Source organism: Thermincola ferriacetica, assembly GCF_001263415.1.
Classification (GTDB): Bacteria; Bacillota; Thermincolia; order Thermincolales; family Thermincolaceae; genus Thermincola; species Thermincola ferriacetica.
Genome location: NZ_LGTE01000023.1, coordinates 1 through 20370, shown reverse-complemented (window position 1 = coordinate 20370; position 20370 = coordinate 1). Strand labels below are relative to the sequence as shown.

The window sequence follows — 20370 nt, the reverse complement described above, 5'->3', positions numbered from 1 at the left end:
ATCTACCTCCTATTTTTGATATTGCTCTGCTATAAATAATATTTCATTATCTTGGTCTGGTGACTCAATACACTGATAGCGGCTGGCCCTGTGTTTTTCTGCAAAAATAATAGCCTCTATCGCCGCTACCGCCTCCCCAACCCTTTCATTGACCACAATATAGTCGTAATTAGAATAGCTTTTCATTTCTCCGGCAGCGGAATTCATACGTGCGGCAATTACCTCGGCGCTATCCGTCCCTCTGGTGCAAATGCGTTTTTGCAATTCTTTTAACGAAGGCGGCATTATAAAAATGAAAACCCCTTTGGGGAACTTTTCTTTTACCTGCAAGGCCCCCTGAATGTCTATTTCAAGGATTATATCTTTGCCCGCTGCCAGGTTCGCCAAAAGCGCGTCCTTGGGGGTACCGTAATAATTACCGTAAACCTTAGCCCATTCAACAAAACCGCCTTCTTTTACTTTTTGCAGGAATTCTTCTTCACCCAAAAAGAAATAATTCACCCCGTCAACTTCTCCTGTTCTGGGTGGCCTGGTGGTAGCCGACACAGAATAGACAATAGAGGGGTGTTTTTCCACTAAAGCCCGACATACCGTGCCTTTGCCCGTACCTGAAGGCCCAGAAATAACCAACAACAGACCAGGTAACTTCATTTTTGTCTCTCCCCGGTCAGCAATAATTAATCAGCCGGGTCTTCGCTATGGTTTGTATCTTTGGTTGCCAGTCTATGCGCCACGGTTTCCGGTTGCACCGCAGACAGTATCACATGATCACTGTCTGTGATAATAACAGCTCTGGTCCTTCTTCCGTATGTAGCGTCTATCAACATACCTCTATCACGGGCTTCTGTAATTATCCTTTTAATAGGAGCCGATTCCGGGCTAACAATGGCAATAATCCTGTTTGCAGAAACTATATTGCCAAAACCAATATTAATCAATTTTATTTCCATAAATAAAAGCCCTCCTTTGTTTTAAAAACAAAACATATTAAAAATACTAAAAAACCTCGCCATTCGGTATACAGCTATATATTTTCCAGTCTACCCTCCTTTTATTAGGAATTCCTTATTTTACCTTTAACTTACTCTATATTCTGTACCTGTTCCCTTATTTTTTCCAATTCACTTTTGGCCACAATTACAAGGTTGCTTATGGTTAAATCATTGGCTTTGGCACCAATGGTATTCACTTCCCGGTTCATTTCCTGCACCAAAAAGTCCATTTTTCGACCGATGGGTTCCGCACTGTCCAAAGCAGCCTTAAACTGAGCGAAATGACTCTGTAGCCTGACCAGTTCCTCAGTAATATTGCTCCGGTCGGCAAAAAAGGCCACCTCAGCAGCTAGCCGGCTCTCGTCAACTTCTACACTTTCGAGCAGTTCTTTTATCCGGGCATGTAGCTTTTCTTTATACTCCACCACCACATTAGGAGCACGGTCGTTTATCTGCACCCAACAACCTTCCAGTTTCTCAATACGGGAGTACAGGTCTGCGCGCAGCCTTTTCCCCTCTTCCCGGCGCATATTTACTAACTGTTCGAGAGCCATTTCCGTAGCAGTCTGTAAAGCTTTTGCCATTTCTTCCATGTCGGGGTCCCCTTCTTCCAGAACCACCACATCAGGAAAACGGGCAATATCAATCAACTGTATCTGCTGTTCGGGTGCGCCTAAAATCTCCCCTAAATCCTTCAAAGAATTATAATACGCTAAGGCTAAATCTTTGTCAACTTTGATGGTTTTATTTTTACTGTCTTCTGTCTCAACGGATACGAAAACATCAACGCGCCCCCTGGCCACTTTTTCGGCAACACTTTTTTTCACCAGGTCCTCCAAGGCTGCATAAAGCCTTGGCATCCGGACAACTGTTTCCAGGAAACGATAATTAACAGAACGTATCTCTACAGAAAATACAACATTACCGCCGGTACATTCACCCCGGCCATAACCGGTCATGCTCTTTATCAATCTTTCCACCTCTTCATCTCTTGACAACATTCCTATTATTACCACAACCAGTTAAAAAGTTTCGATTTAAAGAAAAAGTTTGAACTACTGGTTTTAACACACAAAATTAATAGTTCTACTTAAAAAAAGAAATTCCTCTTTGAAAATCCAGAAATCAAGAGAATTTTTAAGAATTAAGGAGAATTCCCAACCTATTCCCCGGAAACACGCTCACAAAAAAGCCCAGGTGTTAACCCCGGGTAGCTCAAGTAGATTTAACCAGATTCAAATCGGTTTTAAAATGCTTTTTATTGGGATAAGACATTACTTTTTTCTCCCATGTTCGGATAACTATCTCATCTTCGCCGGATGAAATCAGGTATTCGGGAAGCATAGGCGTTTTTCCGTACCCTTTCGGAGCATTAATTATATAAGTGGGAACGGCCAACCCCGAAGTGTATCCCCGCAGTTTTTCCATGATTTTGATTCCTTCTTCTACCTTTGTGATAAAATGACTGGTGCCTGTAACAGTTTTAGCGTGAAATATATAATATGGACGAATGCGCACCTTCAAAAGTTCATGGTTGAGTTTTTTCATGACATGGACATTATTATTTATTCCGTTCAGCAGAACCGCCTGGTTACCCAACACAGCCCCTGCCTTGATCAACTTGTCGCATGCTTCGGCTACAGCCGGGGTAATTTCCTTGGGATGGTTAAACTGAGTATTGATATAAAGTGGCGGGTGTTTCTCAAGAATCTCACATAATTGCGGGGTAATTCTTTGCGGCATGGAAACCAAAGTCCTGGTACCGATTCTTTTGATTTCAACATGCGGAATGCTATCCAACTGGGTTAAAATCCAATCTAATTCCGAATTACTTAACAGCAACGCATCCCCCCCGGTAATGAGGACATCCCGGATTTCCGGATTCGCCCTGATATATTCAATGGCAGCTTTTATCTCCGAACGGGGCTTGTTGCGGTCAACTTCCCCGATATTTCTCCGGCGTTGACAGTGCCTGCAATACATGGCACACTGATTCGTGACGTTTATTATCAACCTGTCCGGATACCTTCTCGTTATGCACGGAGCGGGCGATGTAAACTCTTCTCCCATCGGGTCGTCTTTCCCTGATTGGTCTAATAACTCCAGTATACTGGGGATAGCCTGCAAGCGAACAGGGCAGCTCGGATCGCGCTCACTCATTAGGCTGGCATAATAAGGCGATATAGCCCATCTGAACTTCTGTCCCACTTTCTTTATATCTTCGATTTCTTTCTCAGTCAGGTCGATGATCTGCGCAAGGACTTCCACATCTCTGATCCGGTTTTTCATGTGCCATTTCCAGTCATTCCAGTCTGCTTCCGTACCGTTTAAAACCTGTAAAATCCTGGCCTTCCTCTTTTCAATCCGGGGCCATTGATCAAAACCCGTTTCGATATGGTCTCTCGCCACCAGATAATCCTCTATCCGCAATTTTAGTTCAGCCGCTCTTTCCAGCGCTACCTGCCTTTTCTCTTCCGGGGTTATAATCCTCTGTACCTGATTGTTTTTTGCGCTACTGTTTTCAACTTCCTGATGCAGCATATAATCCTCTTTCATCACCATGGCCAAGTCCTCCTTTCCAAAGTTAAAACACAAAACCCCCGAAACAAACCGGGGGTATAGAGTCAGCTAATTTTGAGGACAGCCAAAAAATGCTAAAACACTTCTTCCTGTCCACGCTTGCGAAGTTAGCTGACGGATTCGGGTCGACAGATGACCCTACCCACAATGGTTGTGGGATTCACCCCAAAAGGTTGGTTCCTCCGCTTCTTTTTAGCAAAGAATTCAGCGCTGTAAGTAAGCATCTAGCCATTAATAAAGGTGTATTATATATTTGCTTATATATATTATACTATAAAAATCCTTTTTTGTACATAAAAAACAAAGCTTTATTTATTATTTTTAAAATAACCCGATGATTTTAGCCCCATTCCACGCATAATTCACTTTCCTTACACAAATTCGACGAAAAAGAAAAGCGAGACTTTTTCTCGCTTTTAAAATTCCACTTTGCCTACGTTCTGTTTTATTCTTTCAATAGCTTCAAGAATGCGTTCTTTTTCCACCGTCAAAGCAATACGGAAGAAACCTTCGCCGTATTCGCCGTATCCATTGCCGGGCGTAATAACTACACCGGTTTTTTCAAAAACATATTCAGCAAAAGAAATTGAAGTATAGCCCTTAGGCACGGGTGCCCACACATAGATCGTAGCCTTGGGTTTCTCCAGGTTCCAACCAAGGCTGTTCAACCCATCGACAACAATATCTCTTCTTTCACGATAGACTTCACTCATTTCTTTTGTACAATCCTGCGGCCCTGTTAATGCAGCAATACCGGCGTACTGGACAGCCTGAAATACTCCGGAATCAATATTTGACTTGATTCTGCCCAAAGCTTCTATAACTCTGGCATTACCGGCAGCCCAGCCAATTCGCCAGCCGGTCATGTTATAAGACTTGGAGCAGGACCCAAATTCGATACCCACATCCTTGGCCCCCGGATATTCCAAAAAACTTGGCGGCCTGTATCCTTCAAAAGCAATCTCCTGGTAAGCAGCATCGTGGCAAACTATAATGTCGTATTCCTTGGCAAAAGCAATCAGTTTGTGATAGAACGCGTCATCAGCAATAGCCCCCGTCGGGTTATTGGGATAGTTTACAAACATCAGCTTTGCCTTTTTAGCTATATCAGGAGGTATGGCATCCAGATCAGGCAAAAATCCGTTTTCCGGCTTCAGAGGCATAATGTATGGATCCCCGCCGGCCAAAAGTGCGCCTATACCATATACGGGGTATCCGGGGTCGGGAATTAAGGCCACATCGCCCGGGTCCAAATAACAAAAAGAAATATGGGCAATGCCTTCTTTGGAGCCTAACAGAGAAACGACTTCTGTCCTGGGGTCCAATTCAACGTTAAACCTGTTCCCGTAGTATTCCGCAACTGCCTTACGGTAACTCAGCATACCTACCGATGAGGGGTACCGGTGGTTTTCCGGGTTATGGGCCTGTTCGCAGAGCTTCTCAATTATGTGGTCCGGGGTCGGGCGGTCAGGGTCGCCTATCCCCAGGCTGATTACATCTACTCCTTCTTCTTTGGCCTTTTCAATTTTTTTTTCAATTCTCGCAAACAAGTAAGCTGGTAATTGCCTAATGCGCTGTGCTTCTTCCAACTTTCAAATCCTCCTTTGTTTTTAGTGGTAAAATAGCTTAATATATAATAATGTTTTCGGTCAATCACTGTATAAATTGGGTGGTTGCCAACCTATTCCAGGGTTGTACCTTTGAAAACATAAGCTGCCGGCCCCATCATATAGACATGGTTGTCCTGAGCCCACCGGATAAAGAGGTCGCCTCCATCGAGGTGTACAATGACTTCGCGGCCCGTAAATCCATTGAGGTGGGCAGCCACCGCCGACGCACAGGCTCCTGTGCCACAGGCCATGGTTATCCCGGCTCCCCGTTCCCAAACTCGCATCCGAACTTCATTTTCATTCAAAACCTGGACAAACTCCACGTTGGTTTTATTGGGAAAGGCGGTATGCGTTTCAACCCGGGGTCCAATTGCAGCTACCGGATAATCTTCCGCGTTGTCCACGAAAATCACACAATGAGGATTTCCCATAGAAACACAGGTAACATTATATGTAGAACCGTTTACCGGCAAAGGCTCAGCGACAACTTTCCCCGGTTCCCCTAGCATCGGGATACGCCCGCGTTCCAGTTCCGGCTCGCCCATATCTACTTCGACAAGCGCCTCTCCGGCAGGGTTTTCTATAATCCTGGGTATTCTTATGCCTGCCAGAGTCTCAACTCTGATGGTTTGCTTTTTCACAATACCGTGGTCATATAAATACCTGGCAAAACACCTGATTGCATTGCCGCACATCTCCGGCTCACTGCCGTCAGGGTTAAATATGCGCATCTGAATATCTGCCGTTTCTGAGGGTAATATAAAAACTAAGCCGTCAGCCCCTATACCGGTTTTCCGGTTGCACAGCCGTACTGCCAATTCAGCCCCGTTCGCCAGGTTGTTTTTATCAAAATCTTCGATTAAAATAAAGTCATTGCCAAGTCCATGCATTTTAGTGAACTGCAACCTATTCTGCCACCTCCTTTGACATGGAAAAGCCAAAACAAAAGAGGAATTTCCTCGCCGGTTTTGGCCCCGATAAAAAACACATATTTTTCGTACAAAAATGTACTATTTTAATAGAATTACTTACTAATTTATCTTATACTACTTATAGGCCTTTTGCAACAGTTTCCGCCCTTGTATACAATATATAATCAAATAATTAGGTTTTGGAGGAAATATGGCATACGACAGTTTAGTTTTGTCTGCTCTGATTAACGAATTGAACCAAACTATCCTGGGCGCCCGTATTGAAAAAATATATCAGCCGGGTAAAACCGATATCGTAATTATTTTCCATACACCCGCCGGTAAACAGAGATTGTTCATGTCCGCCGACCCCGGCATGGCCAGGGTACACCTGACCCGTTTTAACAGAGAAAATCCACTGACACCGCCGATGTTCTGCATGGTACTCAGGAAACACCTGGAAGGCGGTAAGCTTACCCGTATCAGCCAACCTGACTTTGAACGCATCATTCGCTTGCATATAGAAAGCTACGATGAATTGGGCAGGTTAAGTGAAAAAATCCTGGTTTGCGAAATCATGGGCAAACACAGTAATATTATTCTCTTGAACAGCGAGGATAATGTGATTTTGGATGGAATTATCCGTTTCAGTCACGCCGTAAACAGGTACCGGGAGGTTTTACCGGGCAGGTCCTACGTTGCACCACCCGGTCAGGGCAAAATTAACCCCCTGCATATCTCGGAGTATGATTTTAAATCTATTCTCTGGAAAAAGGTCTTGACCTGTGCTGAAAGCGCCCCTGCATCTCCCGACAAATGGCTGCTACAAACTTTTACCGGCTTAAGCCCGCAAACCTGCAGGGAAATGTTTTTGCTGAGCGGCCTGGCCGAAGATATCACTCTGGATAATTTCGGTGAACATGAATTGCAAAAGTTGTGGGAATCCTTTTCTTCCATGATGGAAAAAACCAAAAAAGCAGCTTTTTGTCCTACTTTGGTACTGGACAATAACAAACAACCTGTAGCTTTTTCCGCCCATGACCTGGTTCAGTTCGGCCCACTGCCGAAATTACATGGCTCCATGAATGAAATAACGGACCGCTTCTACCAGGCCAGACACGAACAAAATCTGTTCAGGCAGCTCAGGGACCGGTTAAACAAAACAGTCAGTAACGAGATTAGCCGGAACCGGAAAAAGCTGACTTTTCAGGAAGAAACCATTGCCCTTGCCAAAGCAGCGGAGGAATACAGAAAAGCCGGCGAGCTTTTAATGGCGAACCTGCATCTTCTGAAGCCTTATATGGAATCGGTCACATTACCGGATTTTTACGATCCCGGGCAAAAAGAAATAACCATTGCCCTTGACCCGTCCTTAACCCCGTCAGAAAATGCCCAGGCCTACTTTAAAAAATATAACAAAGCCAAAGCCGGTAAAAAAGCGGCCCGGGAACTACAAAGAGAGATCGAACAGGAACTGGCGTACCTGGAATCAGTTTCCGCCAATATCGACCAGGCCGCCTCCCTGGAAGACCTGGCCGAGATTAAAACAGAACTGGCTGAACAGGGTTATATCCGGGAAAAGTCTACAGGCAAAAATAAAAAAACACCTGCTCCCGAAAGCAGGCCCTGGCAGTTTTCCACAGAAGAAGGAGCAATTATCTGGGTGGGCAAAAATAATAAGCAGAACGATTGGTTAACCTGCAAAAAAGCCAAAGCTTCCGACATATGGCTGCATGTGAAGGACAGCCCCGGTTCGCACGTAATCGTCCGGTCCGAAAACGGCGACATCCCGGAAAAAGTCTTAATCCAAGCAGCGCTATTGGCGGCTTACTTCAGCAAGGCCCGAAATTCAGCTAAAGTCCCTGTGGATTATACCTTGCGTAAGTATGTGCATAAACCCAACGGAGCCAAACCGGGCATGGTAATATACGAAAACCAGCGGACAGTTTATGTGACCCCGCCAAGGGAATTATCAGAAATACCTGTCCGGCAAATAATAGAATAGGGGGCGATTTTCGCCCCCGCTCCGGAATAAGATGCTCTCCTTCGGTCAGGAGTCTCCTTTTTCTTTTTCCTGCAACTCTTTATGCAATTCTGACTGTACCTCGGCGGATGCCCTTCTGAATTCCTGCATAGCCTTACCGATGGCCCTGCCAACTTCGGGTAGTTTGCCCGGCCCGAAAATTATCAGGGCAATTACCAAAATGAGAATCAGTTCGGGAAATCCCAGGTTAAACAAGGAAACCACCTGCTTTGCTCAGTTTGTTTTCTTGTTTTCGGAAATACCGACCTCTTTTATATATCCTTCTCTTTCTGCCAGTATGTCCAGGTGTATGGTTTTTATGTCTGTTATCAGTGCATTTTCTCTGGTGATAATTTTTTCCTCGTCAATGGTCTTGATATATCCTTTGCACCGTTCACAAACGTTTACCCTGTAGACTTCATCATCTTCCACGGTGAAATACTTTAAGGTATCATGGTCTGTATTCGAACAATGCGGACATTCCAGACCGGCAAAGGGCCATTCCGTTTCACACAGGGAACAATGGAGCAACCTACGGTGACTTCCCGCCGAGATAACAGCAAATGAAGGTTTCCAACCGCAGACGGGGCAGTATCTCTCAAACCACCGGTTTTTGTCGTATTGGCCTTCCAGATTTCTGGCATAATTGGCAACGAAGGGTTTCAACACGTTAAAGAAGACAAAGGATGTCAAGTTGCCGTCTAGACGGTGTTGTTCCACTAACTCGCTGATATAACTTTTATCCTGCCAAAGAAACCTTTCCAGAACCTTTGGCAATTCTTCTTCAAGATCAGCCAAAGCCTGTATTCCGGCTAGTTTACCGGCTACCTGCGGCCGGTATTCCGCCGTAACCCGGCATACTTCCAGCAAAGCCTGTTTAACTTTCTCTTTTTCCGGATGAAAACCGGTAAAATTTAGCAGAGGGGCCTTTTCATTGATAAAGGTATCCTTTTGTTTCTCTGTTAAGGTTACCGGTAAAAGGTCCCCGGAAAATTTATCTTGTACCCTTATAAGTTCGCCATAAAAATCGAGAATTTCCTTCGGTACCAACAGTTCTTTCGGCAACTTCCTCAACTCCCTGCGTTATGCTTGGTCACCTTTCACCTTTTTCACCCATAATGGATAATGGTGCCTCGCCCACTCTTCCTTAACATAACCCGATAACATGCCATTGATACCGTGTCTGGTTGCCGGCAGCCCGCAGGCCATGTAAGCATGCCCAAGAGCAGCGGAAAAAGTCAGAATAAAGGTTAAATCATGCACCGGCAGGGCCCACTGCACCAAAACTACGGGAAAATACTGTTTAAACCAGATGACAATTCCCGATAAAGCCAACAGGGTACAGCCAAAGACCTGCAGCAGGGAATTAATCTTTTCCCCGGCATTAAACTGGCTTTGCGGCGGGAATTCAACGGGTAAACCAAACAGTTCCCTGGGAAACATCTTCAGGAACAAAAATTCGTTTTTTCCCCAGGTAGTAACGTCTTTCATCCATTCTTGAAAACCTTTGAAATTAGCAGCCAGGGATATCAGCGGGCAGATAATGAAAGCCACCGCCATAATTCTGTGCACGAGCCTGACGCCCTGAAAACCGCCGAACAGTACGGCCAGAAAACTGAAAGATTTGATATAAATAATCATACCCGTCAATGCCAGCATGAAAAAAGTCACTGTATGCGCCCAATGGGCAAAGATGGCTACCCGACCGAAACGAAGAATCATTTCACCGGAGGTCTTCTTATTGTTGTCCATGCTCTTCCCCTCCTTCACTTTCGTGATGGTCTCCGTGGTTGTTTTTCATTATTCTGTTGGAAACGGCGCTGGCAAAAATGGCCCCCAGGACTCCAACGGGGAGCATTTTACCGATAGGCTGAATAACGTCTTGCCAGATTGAGGCCACGACCGGTATTGCCGGCTTAGCAGGCAAGCCATAAAATTCAGGTTCCTCCAGCAGCAGGTAAAATACACCGGTACCCTGCAAGAACTGGTCGTCCAAACCGTAAAGATTGGCGTTCGGATACTGTTTTTTCACTTCAGCCAACCGTTTCTTTGCCTCCGCAACCAGTTTATTGCGCTCGCCGAACCGAATCGCGCCCAGAGGGCAGGTTGTTGCGCAGGCCGGTTGTAAATTGTTGCTTATCCGGTCAGAACATAAATGGCATTTATACATTTTCTTTTCTTTTTCATTAATTTTGGGTATACCAAAGGGGCAGTACTGGGCACAGTATCCGCAGCCGATACACTTCTCCCGGTCCACCACAACAGCGCCTTCCGCAGTGTGGAATATGGCATTTTCCGGGCATACCTTTTCACAGGCCGCTTCTGTGCAATGCATGCACTGGCGTTTTAAAAACAACCAGTCCATCTTCTCCTGCTTCAACCGTTCCTTCATTACCACATAGGTAAAGGTCTGGGGCGACGTATCTTCGTGGGTCTGCAGGTAACCCTTAAATTCCAGTATTTCTGCCGGCAATTGGTTCCAGTTTTTACATGCCGTCTGGCAACCACGGCAGGCAGTACACCGGGAAGTATCTATAAATTTACTTAAATTTGCCATTATTTCGCCCTCCTTATGTTGACCAGAAAGGCTTTATATTCGGGTATCATAGTGTTACCGTCGCCGATATGGGGCGTCAGTTCATTAGCAATTGCTCCCTTGGCAAATCCTTTAAAGCCGAAGTGCCAGGGCAAGCCCACCTGGTGAACTTTCTTACCGTTAATTTCAATCGGCTGGAACCTTTCGGTTACCATGGCTTTTGCCTTAATTCGGCCTCTCATGTTTTCTACGATAACCCATTCGCCATTGGCAATCCCTAACTGGTTAGCCAGCGCCTTACTCATTTCCACAAACATTTCGGGCACCAGCTCGCATTGCCACGGCTGGTTTCTTGTCATGGCTCCCGTTTGCCAATGTTCCGATACACGGTAAGTGGTCGCCACGTACGGGAATCTGCCGGGAACAGACTGCTCGTCGGGATTCCAGACCTTCACCACAGGGTTTACCTGAACAGGGTTAATAATGTTTCTGACTGGGCTTTCCCATGGTTCGTAATGCTCGGGGAAAGGCCCTTCTTTCATTCCTTTCTTGGCAAATAATCCAGCGACACCGTCATCAAGCATGATAAAGGGCTGGTTGCCTACAAAGGGGAAATCACTGCCCGTAGGCGGACAGGTTGCTTTAAAGTCCGGAACGTCCTTACCTACCCATTTACCCGGTTTACCTGTTTTCGGATCAATAGCCGTCGGATCCCACCAAATAACAGCTTTATCCGCGGACCAGGGCTTACCTGTTAAATCGGCAGAAGCGCGGTTGTACAGGATGCGGCGGTTTAACGGCCAGGCCCAGGCCCATTCCAGGAATTGTCCAATACCTGTCTTATCCACCGTGTTTCGGCGCTTGGCCAGGTTGCCTTCTTCGGGATAGACTCCGCTCATAATCCAGTTACCACAGCAGGTAGTGCCATCATCCTTGAGATCAAGGAAATTGTTAACCTGTTTCTTTGTTTTGACATCATAGCCGTTGATTTCGCGCACTACTTTGTCAATGTCAATCTCCTCGCCATGGCCATAATCCCAGAATAAGTCCCGAATGGGAGCGTCCTCTGGCCTGGCGCTGCCGGCGTATGCCTCTTTCAGTTTGGTTGCCAGCAGGTGCATGATCTCCAGGTCTGCCTTGGCTTCCCCAACAGGCGCGGTAGCCTTCCAGCGCCACTGAATCCAGCGCCCGGAACTGGCGATGCTGCCCTCTTTTTCGTAAGAAGAGCAGGCAGGCAGAACAAATACTTCCGTTTTAATAGCGGCAGGGTCCTCTCCTGCTTCACGGGTCCAGAAATGCATGGTTTCCGTCGGGAATAAATCAACGGCCACCATCCAGTCAAGTCTCTTTAAAGCCTCTTTTTCTCTGGAACTGTTCGGCCCGCCTACCACTGGGTTCTGCCCCCACAGCATGGCTCCCTTTATCTCGCCCCTGTACATAGCTTCAAAAAGAGCTATATGGGAATAGTTCTTGTCAGGGTCCCTCTTGGGCAGGTAATGATAAGCAAACTCATTGGCCGGGGTAGCCGCCGGACCCCACATGGCTTTCAGGTAACTAACAACCCATTTAGGTGTATTAACCTTAAAACCGGCCTTAGGTGTTTCTTTTTCCAGGAACGCCTTCAGTGTCGCATGCTCTGGGCTTGCGCTCGGAGTTGCGATATATCCGGGCAGGATATGGAATAGCAAGCCATAGTCCGTAGAACCCTGCACGTTGGATTCGCCCCGCAGGGCCTGCACACCGCCACCCGGAATGCCAATGTTGCCCAGCAATAACTGCAAAATGGCGTAAATGCGGACATTCTGCGAACCGACAGTATGCTGGGTTGTCCCCATGGCGTACATAATAGTCCCGGCCTTATCGGGCCTGCCGGTTGCGGCATAAGTCTTGCAAATCTCCAGGTATTTGTCCTTTGGTGTACCCGTAACTTTCACTACGGTATCGACATCGTACCTGGCATAGTGCTTTTTCAGTAACTGGAAAACACAGCGCGGGTGCTGCAGTGTCATATCTTTTAAAGGCTTTCCGTCAGGACCCGTTTTATATACCCAGGTGTCCTGGTTGTATTTTTTCTTTTCGGCGTCATAGCCCGAAAATAAACCGTCTTTAAAATCGAAACCGTCGTCTACTATATAAGCGGCATTGGTATAATTGACCACATAATCTTTGAAGTATAGATCATTTTCCAAAATATAATTAATCATGCCGCCCACGAAAGCAATATCCGTACCGCTGCGCAAAGGAGCATAAATGTCAGCCTTGGCGGATGTTCGGGTAAAACGGGGGTCTACGTGAATAATTTTGGCGCCCCTGTTTTCCCGGGCATGAGTCAGCCACTTGAAAGATACCGGATGGTTTTCCGCAGCATTACTGCCCAGAATAAGTGCACAATCGGTATTTCTCAGGTCAATCCAGTGATTTGTCATAGCTCCACGGCCAAATGATGGTGCCAGACCGGCAACCGTAGAACTGTGTCAGATACGGGCCTGGTGTTCGAGATAGACTATGCCCAAAGCACGGGCCAGTTTTTGCAATAAATAGCACTCTTCATTATCCAGGCCGGCCCCGCCAAGATTGGCGATAGCCTCGGTCCTCATTACGTTAATTCCGTCTTTTTGGGCAACGAAAGTCTTATCGCGGGTTTCCTTGATTCTCCCGACAATTTGTTCAATGGCCCAATCCCATTCCACTTCCTGAAAAGAATCGCTATATGGCGCCCGGTACAAGGGCTTAGTCAAACGGTTGGGGTTTATTTTGCCTACCGCAATGGAATTTAACTGGAATACTGAAGCTCCTTTACTGCAGGCAGTCCCTTCATTCACCGGATGGTCAGGGTCCCCTTCAGTGTACAGCACATGTCCCTTTTCTGCATCGGTATGAACCAGCAAACCGCATCCGACGCTACAAAAAGGACAGATGGTCGGTGTGGCTTTAGCCGAACGGATTCTCAGTTCCTGAACCTGGGCATGGACAGGAGAAACGTCGAACCCGAGGGCGCACACTGCCGCAAAAGCTCCACTGATTTTGAAAAAATCTCTTCTACTAATTTCCACTTTTTCCTCTCCTTCCTGTTTTAATAAATTTTGTCATAATTTTGCGACAATTCCCCTCTTTCTGCAAATTGCCTCGTTTACATTTTCTTATGTTCCATGCATAGGGTCAATTTTACGTAAATAACTAAAGTAAAGAAACCCTTTTTGTTTACTTAATGTTCAAAATGACCAAAATTCAGAGGGCCGCTGCTACGAAAAAGAAACTGCCGCTGTGGAGGTAAAACAACCGTTGCTCCGAGGTTATGGGCGGAGACGGTGTAAAAACTCCGTTAATGGATTGGCTTAAGCTCCCTTCAATCGTGCTAATTTAACTTTGTCTTCAAACTGAAAAGAGGTCCGCAGACCTCTCAGATTGTAGACAAAGCAGGAAAAGGGGAAGTTAAATGTTTTCCGGAGCGGGGCTTAAATCTTCCCACTTTTTTCCGGTGTCAGGAGGGCATATTATTCTGGAGCGGGGACTTAAATCGTCCTCCGGCCCCGCGACCCAGGCAGTGGGAGCGGCTGCCGGAGGAAATTTCGTCCGTGAGCGGAAGAATAATATGTCCTCTTTTTTTTAACCAACAAGCTATTTTGATTTGTAAAGTTTTACCGGCCTTCCCACGGTACCGTATTTCTGTTCCACTTCTACCTTGCCGATTTGTTCTAAAAATTCCAGATACCGGCGGGCAGTAACCCTTGTCAGGTTCACACCTTCACCGATTTCCTCGGCCGACATGGGACGGTTTTCCGATTCAATAAAGGCCAAAATCTGTTTCAAGGTTGCTTCATTTAATCCTTTCGGCAGTTCAACCGGTAATGGGTACCCGGTATCCAAACCAATTGGGTCGTTTTTTGCACTTGCAGGCAAATTGATTTCAACAACGGGTTTTACCTGAACCAAGTTCGGCTCGGACGATGATTGGTGCACAGGAAAGGTGACAGTGTTCACCTCTGTACCGGCAACCCTGGCAATATGCATGGCAAAACTCTGCATACCTTCAACCATCTGGTTAAATGCTGCTGCCAGTTCCCCAATTTCATTTTTACTTGCTATTTCTACCTTTTGGTTTAACTGGCCGGTAGCCAATTCTTTGGTACTTTTGGTAATTTCCTGCAAAGGCCCTATTATAACACGCTGAGTAAAATACCAGGCAATCAAAGCAACCAGCACAGTTAAAATTACCGTTATTCCCACAATTGTGAACAGAGATTTATGCAGCAATTCATCAGAAAGTTTCTTGGAAATTCCCACATAAAGCATACCTATGATTTTGCCATTAGCGTCCCGGATGGGTTTGTAGGCAGTGCGGTACATCTGTCCGACCACATTGGCTTCACCCAGGTAAAGTTCTCCGTTTTTTAAAACCTTTGTACTGACAATACTTGATACCCTTGTCCCTATAGCCCTCTGGCCATTCTTTTCCCGCACGGTGGTCGTGGTCCGTATATCGCCGAGAAATATGGTCACTGTATCGCCGGTTAACTCAGCTATTCTGTCCACTACCGCAAAATTATTGGTTATTTTCGTATCTCCTTTGTAAAGAATTCCGTTTCTCTCTTCCCAATACCCCGGGTACATCAAATTCAAAATCTCTTCTGCTGTGGCCAGGTCGCATCTTGCTTTTGTATCCGTGGCCAGAATGGCTCTATCCTTCATATATGCTACAGTTATTACAGTCCCGATTATCGAAAGCAAGATTAATGGTCCTATTACCAAAAACAACAACTGCTGTTTTAATGAACGCATCATATCCTAACCACCTTTTTCTATGACCTTAATTCATACTTTTCAGCCCGGGACTCTAATTAATAATTGTAACTTATATTACAGTATTCGGCAAGGCATAAATTCTTCATTTAATTCTTGTTACTTTGCTTCTCTCCTGCTATACTATTAATGTTGTGTGTAGACTCCATAAAATGACCATGGGCGATATGACCGAGGCTGTGCAGAAGGGCGTGAAACCTCGAAATATAACGCAGCTCCAATTTCTGTAAGACTACCGGATATTACAAGGAGGATATATAAAAATGAAGGTAAGTTACAATCAAAATATAAGAAATGTAGCTATTATAGCGCACGTTGATCACGGCAAAACTACCCTGGTAGACTGCCTGCTCCGGCAAAGCGGTATTTTCCGTGATAATGAAGTTATCCAGGAAAGGGTTATGGATTCGAATGACCTGGAACGGGAACGGGGCATTACCATATTGGCCAAGAATACTGCCGTCAGTTACAAAAACATCAAGATTAACATTGTCGACACCCCTGGCCATGCCGATTTTGGCGGCGAAGTGGAACGGGCCCTTAGTATGGTTGACGGCGTGCTGCTAGTGGTAGATGCCTTCGAAGGCCCCATGCCCCAGACAAAGTTTGTTCTGCGTAAAGCCCTGGAAGCCAACCTGCATCCAATCGTGGTGGTAAACAAGGCGGACCGAGCAGACGCCCGGCCCCATGAAGTCATAGATGAGGTCTTCGATCTTTTTCTGGAACTCGGCGCCAGCGACGAACAGTTAGATTTTCCTATTATCTATGCTTCCGCCCGCGAAGGGTGGGCACGCAAAGAAATAGAAGACACCAATACAAATATGGAACCGCTCTTTGAGGCTATCATCAACCATATTCAACCACCGGCCTGTATTCAAGATGGCCCCTTTCAAATGTTGGTGGCAAACCTTGAATATGACAATTACCTGGGCAAATATGCCGTGGGCAGAATTAAACGCGGTATCGTTTCCCAGGGTGAGAACATTGCGGTTATAAAGCATGACGGCACCGTAGAAAAAGGTAAAGTGGCCAAGCTTTTTATTTACAGTGGTTTGAAAAGGATAGAAGTTACCAGAGCAGAAGCCGGAGATATTATTGCCGTAGCGGGTCTTACAGAAGTAAATATCGGTGAAACCCTGGCTGACGCCAACCATCCCGAACAACTACCCGTGATTACTGTTGACGAACCTACGCTGACCATGACCTTTATGGTTAACAACAGTCCCTTCGCGGGACAGGACGGTGAATTTATCACCTCCCGCAAACTCAGGGAAAGGTTATACCGCGAACTGGACTCCAACGTCAGTTTGCGGGTTGAGGATACGGACAGCCCCGATGCTTTTCAAGTATCGGGTCGGGGTGAACTGCACCTGTCCATCCTGATCGAAAATATGCGGCGGGAAGGTTACGAAATGCAGGTTTCCAAACCGGAAGTTATATACAAAACCATCGACGGTAAGCTAATGGAACCGATGGAACACCTGGTCATAGATATTCCCGAAGATTGTATGGGGCCGGTCATGGAAAACCTGGGCCGCCGAAAAGCAGAAATGCTGAACATGGTTTCTACCGGCAACGGCCAGGTGAGGATTGAATTTAATATTCCGGCCCGTGGTTTGATAGGTTTCCGCGGCGACTTCCTTACAGAAACCAGGGGTCGTGGTATCATGAACCACACCTTTAACGGGTATGAACCCTATAAAGGCGACATCCAGCACCGTTATAACGGCGCGCTGATAGCCTGGGAAACAGGCGAGGCAACAACTTATGGCATGCTGCAAGCCGAAGAACGGGGATTACTTTTTATCCAACCGGGCATGAAGGTTTACGAAGGCATGATTGTGGGAATGAATAACCGGGACAAAGACCTGGAGGTCAACGTCTGCAAGAAAAAGCACCTGACCAACATGCGGGCCAGTACCGCCGAAGAAACGGTAAAGTTGAAAGAACCACGGATTTTATCCCTAGAAGAAGCCATAGAATTTATTAATGAGGATGAACTGGTGGAAATAACGCCAAACCACATCAGGATGCGCAAAAAGGTATTGGATAAAAATGAACGGGCCAAGTACAATAAGCAAGTCAATATGATGAAGGCACAGTAGGAAACGGAAGACTGTCTAAAAAGAAGCAGTCCCCTACTCTCCCCAGTAGTCGATTACCCACGGCCCGTCATCGGTTTCCCTGATTAAAACATAATTCCATTTGGGTTGCGCTGTCTGCCCGGCCCCCAAGTGTTCCCGGTATTTTTCTATTTCCTGTACAACATAATATATTTTCACGTCTTTGGGGTCAGTCCACCTGCCTACCCGCTGCAGGTAATCTTCTTTTTGCATTGTTGCTTTACTTTCATCAGCAGAAAGCAATTTCACAGAAGCTATGTTTCCCCAGTCAGGTTCCCCTCTTTTCTGCAGTCTGGATGAGAGGGTCTCCTGATAAGCTTTAAAATTATGTTCGCCAATGGCACGCAAATGCTTTTCCAGTACTTTCAGCGCTTCATCGCTGGAAGCCTTGTTATTCGTACTACAGCCTATTAAGCCGCTAAGGCACAACAACACTATACCCAGGTATGCCCATAATTTAAGTTTCCTGCGCATTGTTGTCCCTCCTTTTCTAAGCTCTTTTGGGTTTTATTAGTAGTACTTACGGGCCCCAATAATAAACTCTTCCGTGACGTCCTGTCCGGCGCAGTCCACGACTCTTGCTTTTTCGCTTAAAACATCGGCCCCGGTACCTCCTATTATTTCCGCAGGATTGCGCGGAGTAGGAAGCCCGCCCAATTCTTCAGGGCACACCGGAACCGCTCGACCATCCTGAACCAGCTTATAAATGCTTTCTACCAGATTATGTCCTCCGCTATACTTGCATTTAATGCCGGCCAAACATGCGCTTACAATAATCATAAACATTTTGTCCAGAAATGCTAAAGCCCTGGTATACTTTTTCTTTTCAAAATACAGCGTTCCTAATTCAAAAGCGCTTGCGGCGTTAGCCGGATTTATTTCCAATTCGGCCATTAAATAATTGTAACACAGTTGCGCGCCAGTTACAAACCCTTGGCTGCAACTACCGACTTAATGCCTTTTTTGTTTTAACCTCCCTTTCCGACAGCCTTTCTTCTTCAACCGGCTCATATTTAGAGAGCCCTTTACGGTACTACTTTTTTGGCGGCCATATCTTCAAATCCGTTATATTCCAGGGTATAAACAGGCGACTTGCTGATGAGGAATATCAGTCGGCCGCTGGCGCTTTCCCCTCTCTGCAGGTCTACAGGTCCAAAGTAATCAGGCAAATCATAAGTATCATAATGGATACCGGCTGATTCTCCGTCAGGAGCCGATAGGGTAAAGTTGTTAGGAATCAGCCGTACCAATTTGTTACCCTTATTTTTTACACTGATCAAAACATGGACAAAAACGTAATTATCCGACGCCTGTTGCAAACGGACATCTTTAACAGCCATCACCACGTCTCCCTCTCCCTCATAAACTGCCATTTTCTTTTTCATCTCTGCCCTAAGTGAAGCTTCGTAAGCGGCCTTAATCTGCTGCCGTAGTTCTTTTGCTTCGTGCATATTGCCATCAAGGGAGAAGGCTTCTTCTATATTCGCCAATGCCGCTTTTATGTTGCCCGAAACAAAATTGGCCCTCGCTTTATCTATCAAATCTTTGGCCAACGCTTTTTTGGCCACTTTTAATTGATTACAGGCATCCTGAAAGTTTTTATCCTCCGGCACTACTTTTTCAAAAAACTCAATAGCTTTGTAATAATCTTTGTGTACCATAGCCCGTAAACCATTGGCATAAGCATCATCGGAAACTGCCGGCTTATTCCGGCTACCGGTTTCTTCCCGGGGAAGGTTAGTAACGAAAGAATTCTCCGGAGGTTTATTATTTGAGCAACCCGAAAGGAACAGTATTGAGCTGATAAACAGAAGGACTGCAACCCTCCGCATCATTTACCGCCCCCACTTGGTACCTGTTTTCATATATTACATCGGAATTTCTCTCATTAAACTTAACAACGAATAACAAAAATCACTCCATAGCTTTCCTGGAGGCAACGGTACAACAACGGAACGGTGGGAGGGGTGACCCGGCTACCCCGGAGCTTTGTGCTGGGGAATGGCGGCAGGGTAGGAGGGTGTCTCCGCTACCTGGGAGCTTGGTGCTGCAAACCCTTGCCGTTCAGGCAGCGTTCCCGAACTCGATGGCTCATGTTGCATTTCTTATAAGTCAGGCCACCTCCCGTCCGGTCACCCAGCATATGTTGGGTGCCGCAGATAGGAAAAGGGGAGGTTAAATGATTCCTCCGCTCCGGGCGAAATCTCCATCGGATAACCGCTCCCGCTCACGCGGCTCGCGGACCGATGGACGATTTAAGCCCCGCTCCGGAAAACATTTAACCTCCCTTATCAACATCCTGGGGCGCCCTACATAAGTTGAGTGCCGGACTTCCCGGCGGCCTTCGCCATCTTCAAACATGCGGGAACTCCTCTGCCTGTCCGGCAGCGGTTTTGCGGGCGCAGTCGCTCCCAAACGGTAGGCGGAAAACCCTGCCTACCCTGCCCTGGGTGAGGGTGAGAAAGAGGCCGCTGTCCGGTAAAACAACGAGTTGCGACCTGGCGGAGGGCAGATAGACAGTGTTAACGACAGTGAGGGCTTGAAATCGCTGTTTCCGGTACGGACGCATCAATCCAGAGGACGTAATTATTTAAACCGCAGAATCCACAGAGGACACGGAGAATTAATGGTAAAAGCAAAGTATATAGCTTATCTAACAATGAAATTTTGATTAGTTTCTTAGTAATTTTTTTGTTTGATTTTTTCTCAGTTTTTGTCGGGATAGAAGTCAGGCGCGCGCACTTCTCTGAGTAAGCCACGTTTCCTGACGCCCCCCTGCGATCCCGGACGGTCGG

19 protein-coding genes and 1 riboswitch are annotated in these 20370 nt (G+C 46.3%); of the genes, 2 read left to right on the top strand and 17 right to left on the bottom strand.

Annotation, left to right across the window (positions count from 1 at the left end):
* Positions 1 to 9 precede the first annotated feature (9 nt).
* The 6 genes from gmk to dapF all read right to left on the bottom strand — a co-directional run bounded on the left by gmk (position 10) and on the right by dapF (position 6087).
* The gene (gene gmk / locus Tfer_RS12720) at positions 10 to 651 is read right to left on the bottom strand and encodes a guanylate kinase (protein WP_052218716.1); all 642 of its coding nucleotides are present in this window, start codon (positions 649 to 651) and stop codon (positions 10 to 12) included.
* A 26-nt stretch (positions 652 to 677) separates the two neighbouring features.
* On the bottom strand, positions 678 to 950 hold the full coding sequence (gene remA / locus Tfer_RS12715) for an extracellular matrix/biofilm regulator RemA (protein WP_052218715.1): 273 nt from the start codon (positions 948 to 950) through the stop codon (positions 678 to 680).
* Between the two features lie 131 nt (positions 951 to 1081).
* Positions 1082 to 1972 (bottom strand): YicC/YloC family endoribonuclease, encoded by an 891-nt coding sequence (locus Tfer_RS12710; protein ID WP_345786544.1) that lies wholly within the window; start codon positions 1970 to 1972, stop codon positions 1082 to 1084.
* Positions 1973 to 2207: 235 nt separating this feature from the next.
* Positions 2208 to 3554 carry a glutamate 2,3-aminomutase gene (eam, locus tag Tfer_RS12705; protein ID WP_152909054.1) on the bottom strand — a complete coding sequence of 449 codons (1347 nt, stop codon included), beginning with the start codon at positions 3552 to 3554 and terminating at the stop codon, positions 2208 to 2210.
* A 99-nt stretch (positions 3555 to 3653) separates the two neighbouring features.
* Positions 3654 to 3792: riboswitch (cyclic di-AMP (ydaO/yuaA leader) on the bottom strand.
* 196 nt (positions 3793 to 3988) lie between these two features.
* Positions 3989 to 5161, bottom strand: coding sequence for an LL-diaminopimelate aminotransferase (locus Tfer_RS12695; RefSeq protein ID WP_052218712.1), 1173 nt, complete (start codon positions 5159 to 5161; stop codon positions 3989 to 3991).
* 92 nt (positions 5162 to 5253) lie between these two features.
* A complete protein-coding gene (gene dapF, locus Tfer_RS12690) occupies positions 5254 to 6087 on the bottom strand; it encodes a diaminopimelate epimerase (RefSeq protein WP_052218711.1) in 834 nt (277 codons plus the stop codon).
* A gap of 217 nt (positions 6088 to 6304) precedes the next feature.
* Between dapF and Tfer_RS12685 the strand changes: the two genes are divergently transcribed.
* Positions 6305 to 8098 carry an Rqc2 family fibronectin-binding protein gene (locus Tfer_RS12685; RefSeq protein ID WP_052218710.1) on the top strand — a complete coding sequence of 598 codons (1794 nt, stop codon included), beginning with the start codon at positions 6305 to 6307 and terminating at the stop codon, positions 8096 to 8098.
* Between the two features lie 45 nt (positions 8099 to 8143).
* On the opposite strand, the gene Tfer_RS12680 is transcribed toward Tfer_RS12685, so the two are convergent.
* The 6 genes from Tfer_RS12680 to Tfer_RS12650 all read right to left on the bottom strand — a co-directional run bounded on the left by Tfer_RS12680 (position 8144) and on the right by Tfer_RS12650 (position 15434).
* Positions 8144 to 8332 (bottom strand): TatA/E family twin arginine-targeting protein translocase, encoded by a 189-nt coding sequence (locus Tfer_RS12680; protein ID WP_052218709.1) that lies wholly within the window; start codon positions 8330 to 8332, stop codon positions 8144 to 8146.
* Between the two features lie 18 nt (positions 8333 to 8350).
* Entirely contained in the window at positions 8351 to 9181 is an 831-nt protein-coding gene (locus Tfer_RS12675) for a formate dehydrogenase accessory protein FdhE (protein WP_052218708.1), read from the bottom strand.
* Between the two features lie 18 nt (positions 9182 to 9199).
* Positions 9200 to 9868 carry a formate dehydrogenase subunit gamma gene (locus Tfer_RS12670; protein ID WP_013120679.1) on the bottom strand — a complete coding sequence of 223 codons (669 nt, stop codon included), beginning with the start codon at positions 9866 to 9868 and terminating at the stop codon, positions 9200 to 9202.
* Positions 9855 to 10673, bottom strand: a complete 819-nt coding sequence (locus Tfer_RS12665) for a 4Fe-4S dicluster domain-containing protein (protein WP_052218707.1) — start codon at positions 10671 to 10673, stop codon at positions 9855 to 9857. The genes Tfer_RS12670 and Tfer_RS12665 overlap by 14 nt, the downstream gene beginning before the upstream one ends.
* The gene (gene fdnG / locus Tfer_RS12660; RefSeq protein WP_152909053.1) at positions 10673 to 13705 is read right to left on the bottom strand and encodes a formate dehydrogenase-N subunit alpha; all 3033 of its coding nucleotides are present in this window, start codon (positions 13703 to 13705) and stop codon (positions 10673 to 10675) included. Before fdnG ends, Tfer_RS12665 begins: the two co-directional genes overlap by 1 nt.
* A gap of 565 nt (positions 13706 to 14270) precedes the next feature.
* Positions 14271 to 15434 carry a cache domain-containing protein gene (locus Tfer_RS12650; protein WP_242843596.1) on the bottom strand — a complete coding sequence of 388 codons (1164 nt, stop codon included), beginning with the start codon at positions 15432 to 15434 and terminating at the stop codon, positions 14271 to 14273.
* 281 nt (positions 15435 to 15715) lie between these two features.
* Here Tfer_RS12650 and typA point away from each other — a divergent pair, with 281 nt between their 5' ends.
* Complete coding sequence (gene typA, locus Tfer_RS12645) at positions 15716 to 17557, top strand: translational GTPase TypA (RefSeq protein ID WP_052218704.1); 1842 nt, start codon at positions 15716 to 15718, stop codon at positions 17555 to 17557.
* Between the two features lie 33 nt (positions 17558 to 17590).
* On the opposite strand, the gene Tfer_RS12640 is transcribed toward typA, so the two are convergent.
* From Tfer_RS12640 to Tfer_RS16830, 5 genes are all read right to left on the bottom strand, one after another.
* Complete coding sequence (locus Tfer_RS12640; RefSeq protein ID WP_052218703.1) at positions 17591 to 18049, bottom strand: DUF4829 domain-containing protein; 459 nt, start codon at positions 18047 to 18049, stop codon at positions 17591 to 17593.
* Positions 18050 to 18085: 36 nt separating this feature from the next.
* Positions 18086 to 18469: a 2-thiouracil desulfurase family protein gene (locus Tfer_RS12635; protein ID WP_242843595.1), complete on the bottom strand. Its 384-nt coding sequence runs from the start codon at positions 18467 to 18469 to the stop codon at positions 18086 to 18088.
* A 131-nt stretch (positions 18470 to 18600) separates the two neighbouring features.
* On the bottom strand, positions 18601 to 19410 hold the full coding sequence (locus tag Tfer_RS12630; protein WP_052218702.1) for a DUF4352 domain-containing protein: 810 nt from the start codon (positions 19408 to 19410) through the stop codon (positions 18601 to 18603).
* Between the two features lie 340 nt (positions 19411 to 19750).
* Entirely contained in the window at positions 19751 to 19936 is a 186-nt protein-coding gene (locus tag Tfer_RS12625) for a hypothetical protein (RefSeq protein WP_052218701.1), read from the bottom strand.
* Between the two features lie 161 nt (positions 19937 to 20097).
* Positions 20098 to 20370: hypothetical protein (locus Tfer_RS16830; RefSeq protein WP_207642453.1), on the bottom strand; the 273-nt coding region annotated here is incomplete at its 5' end.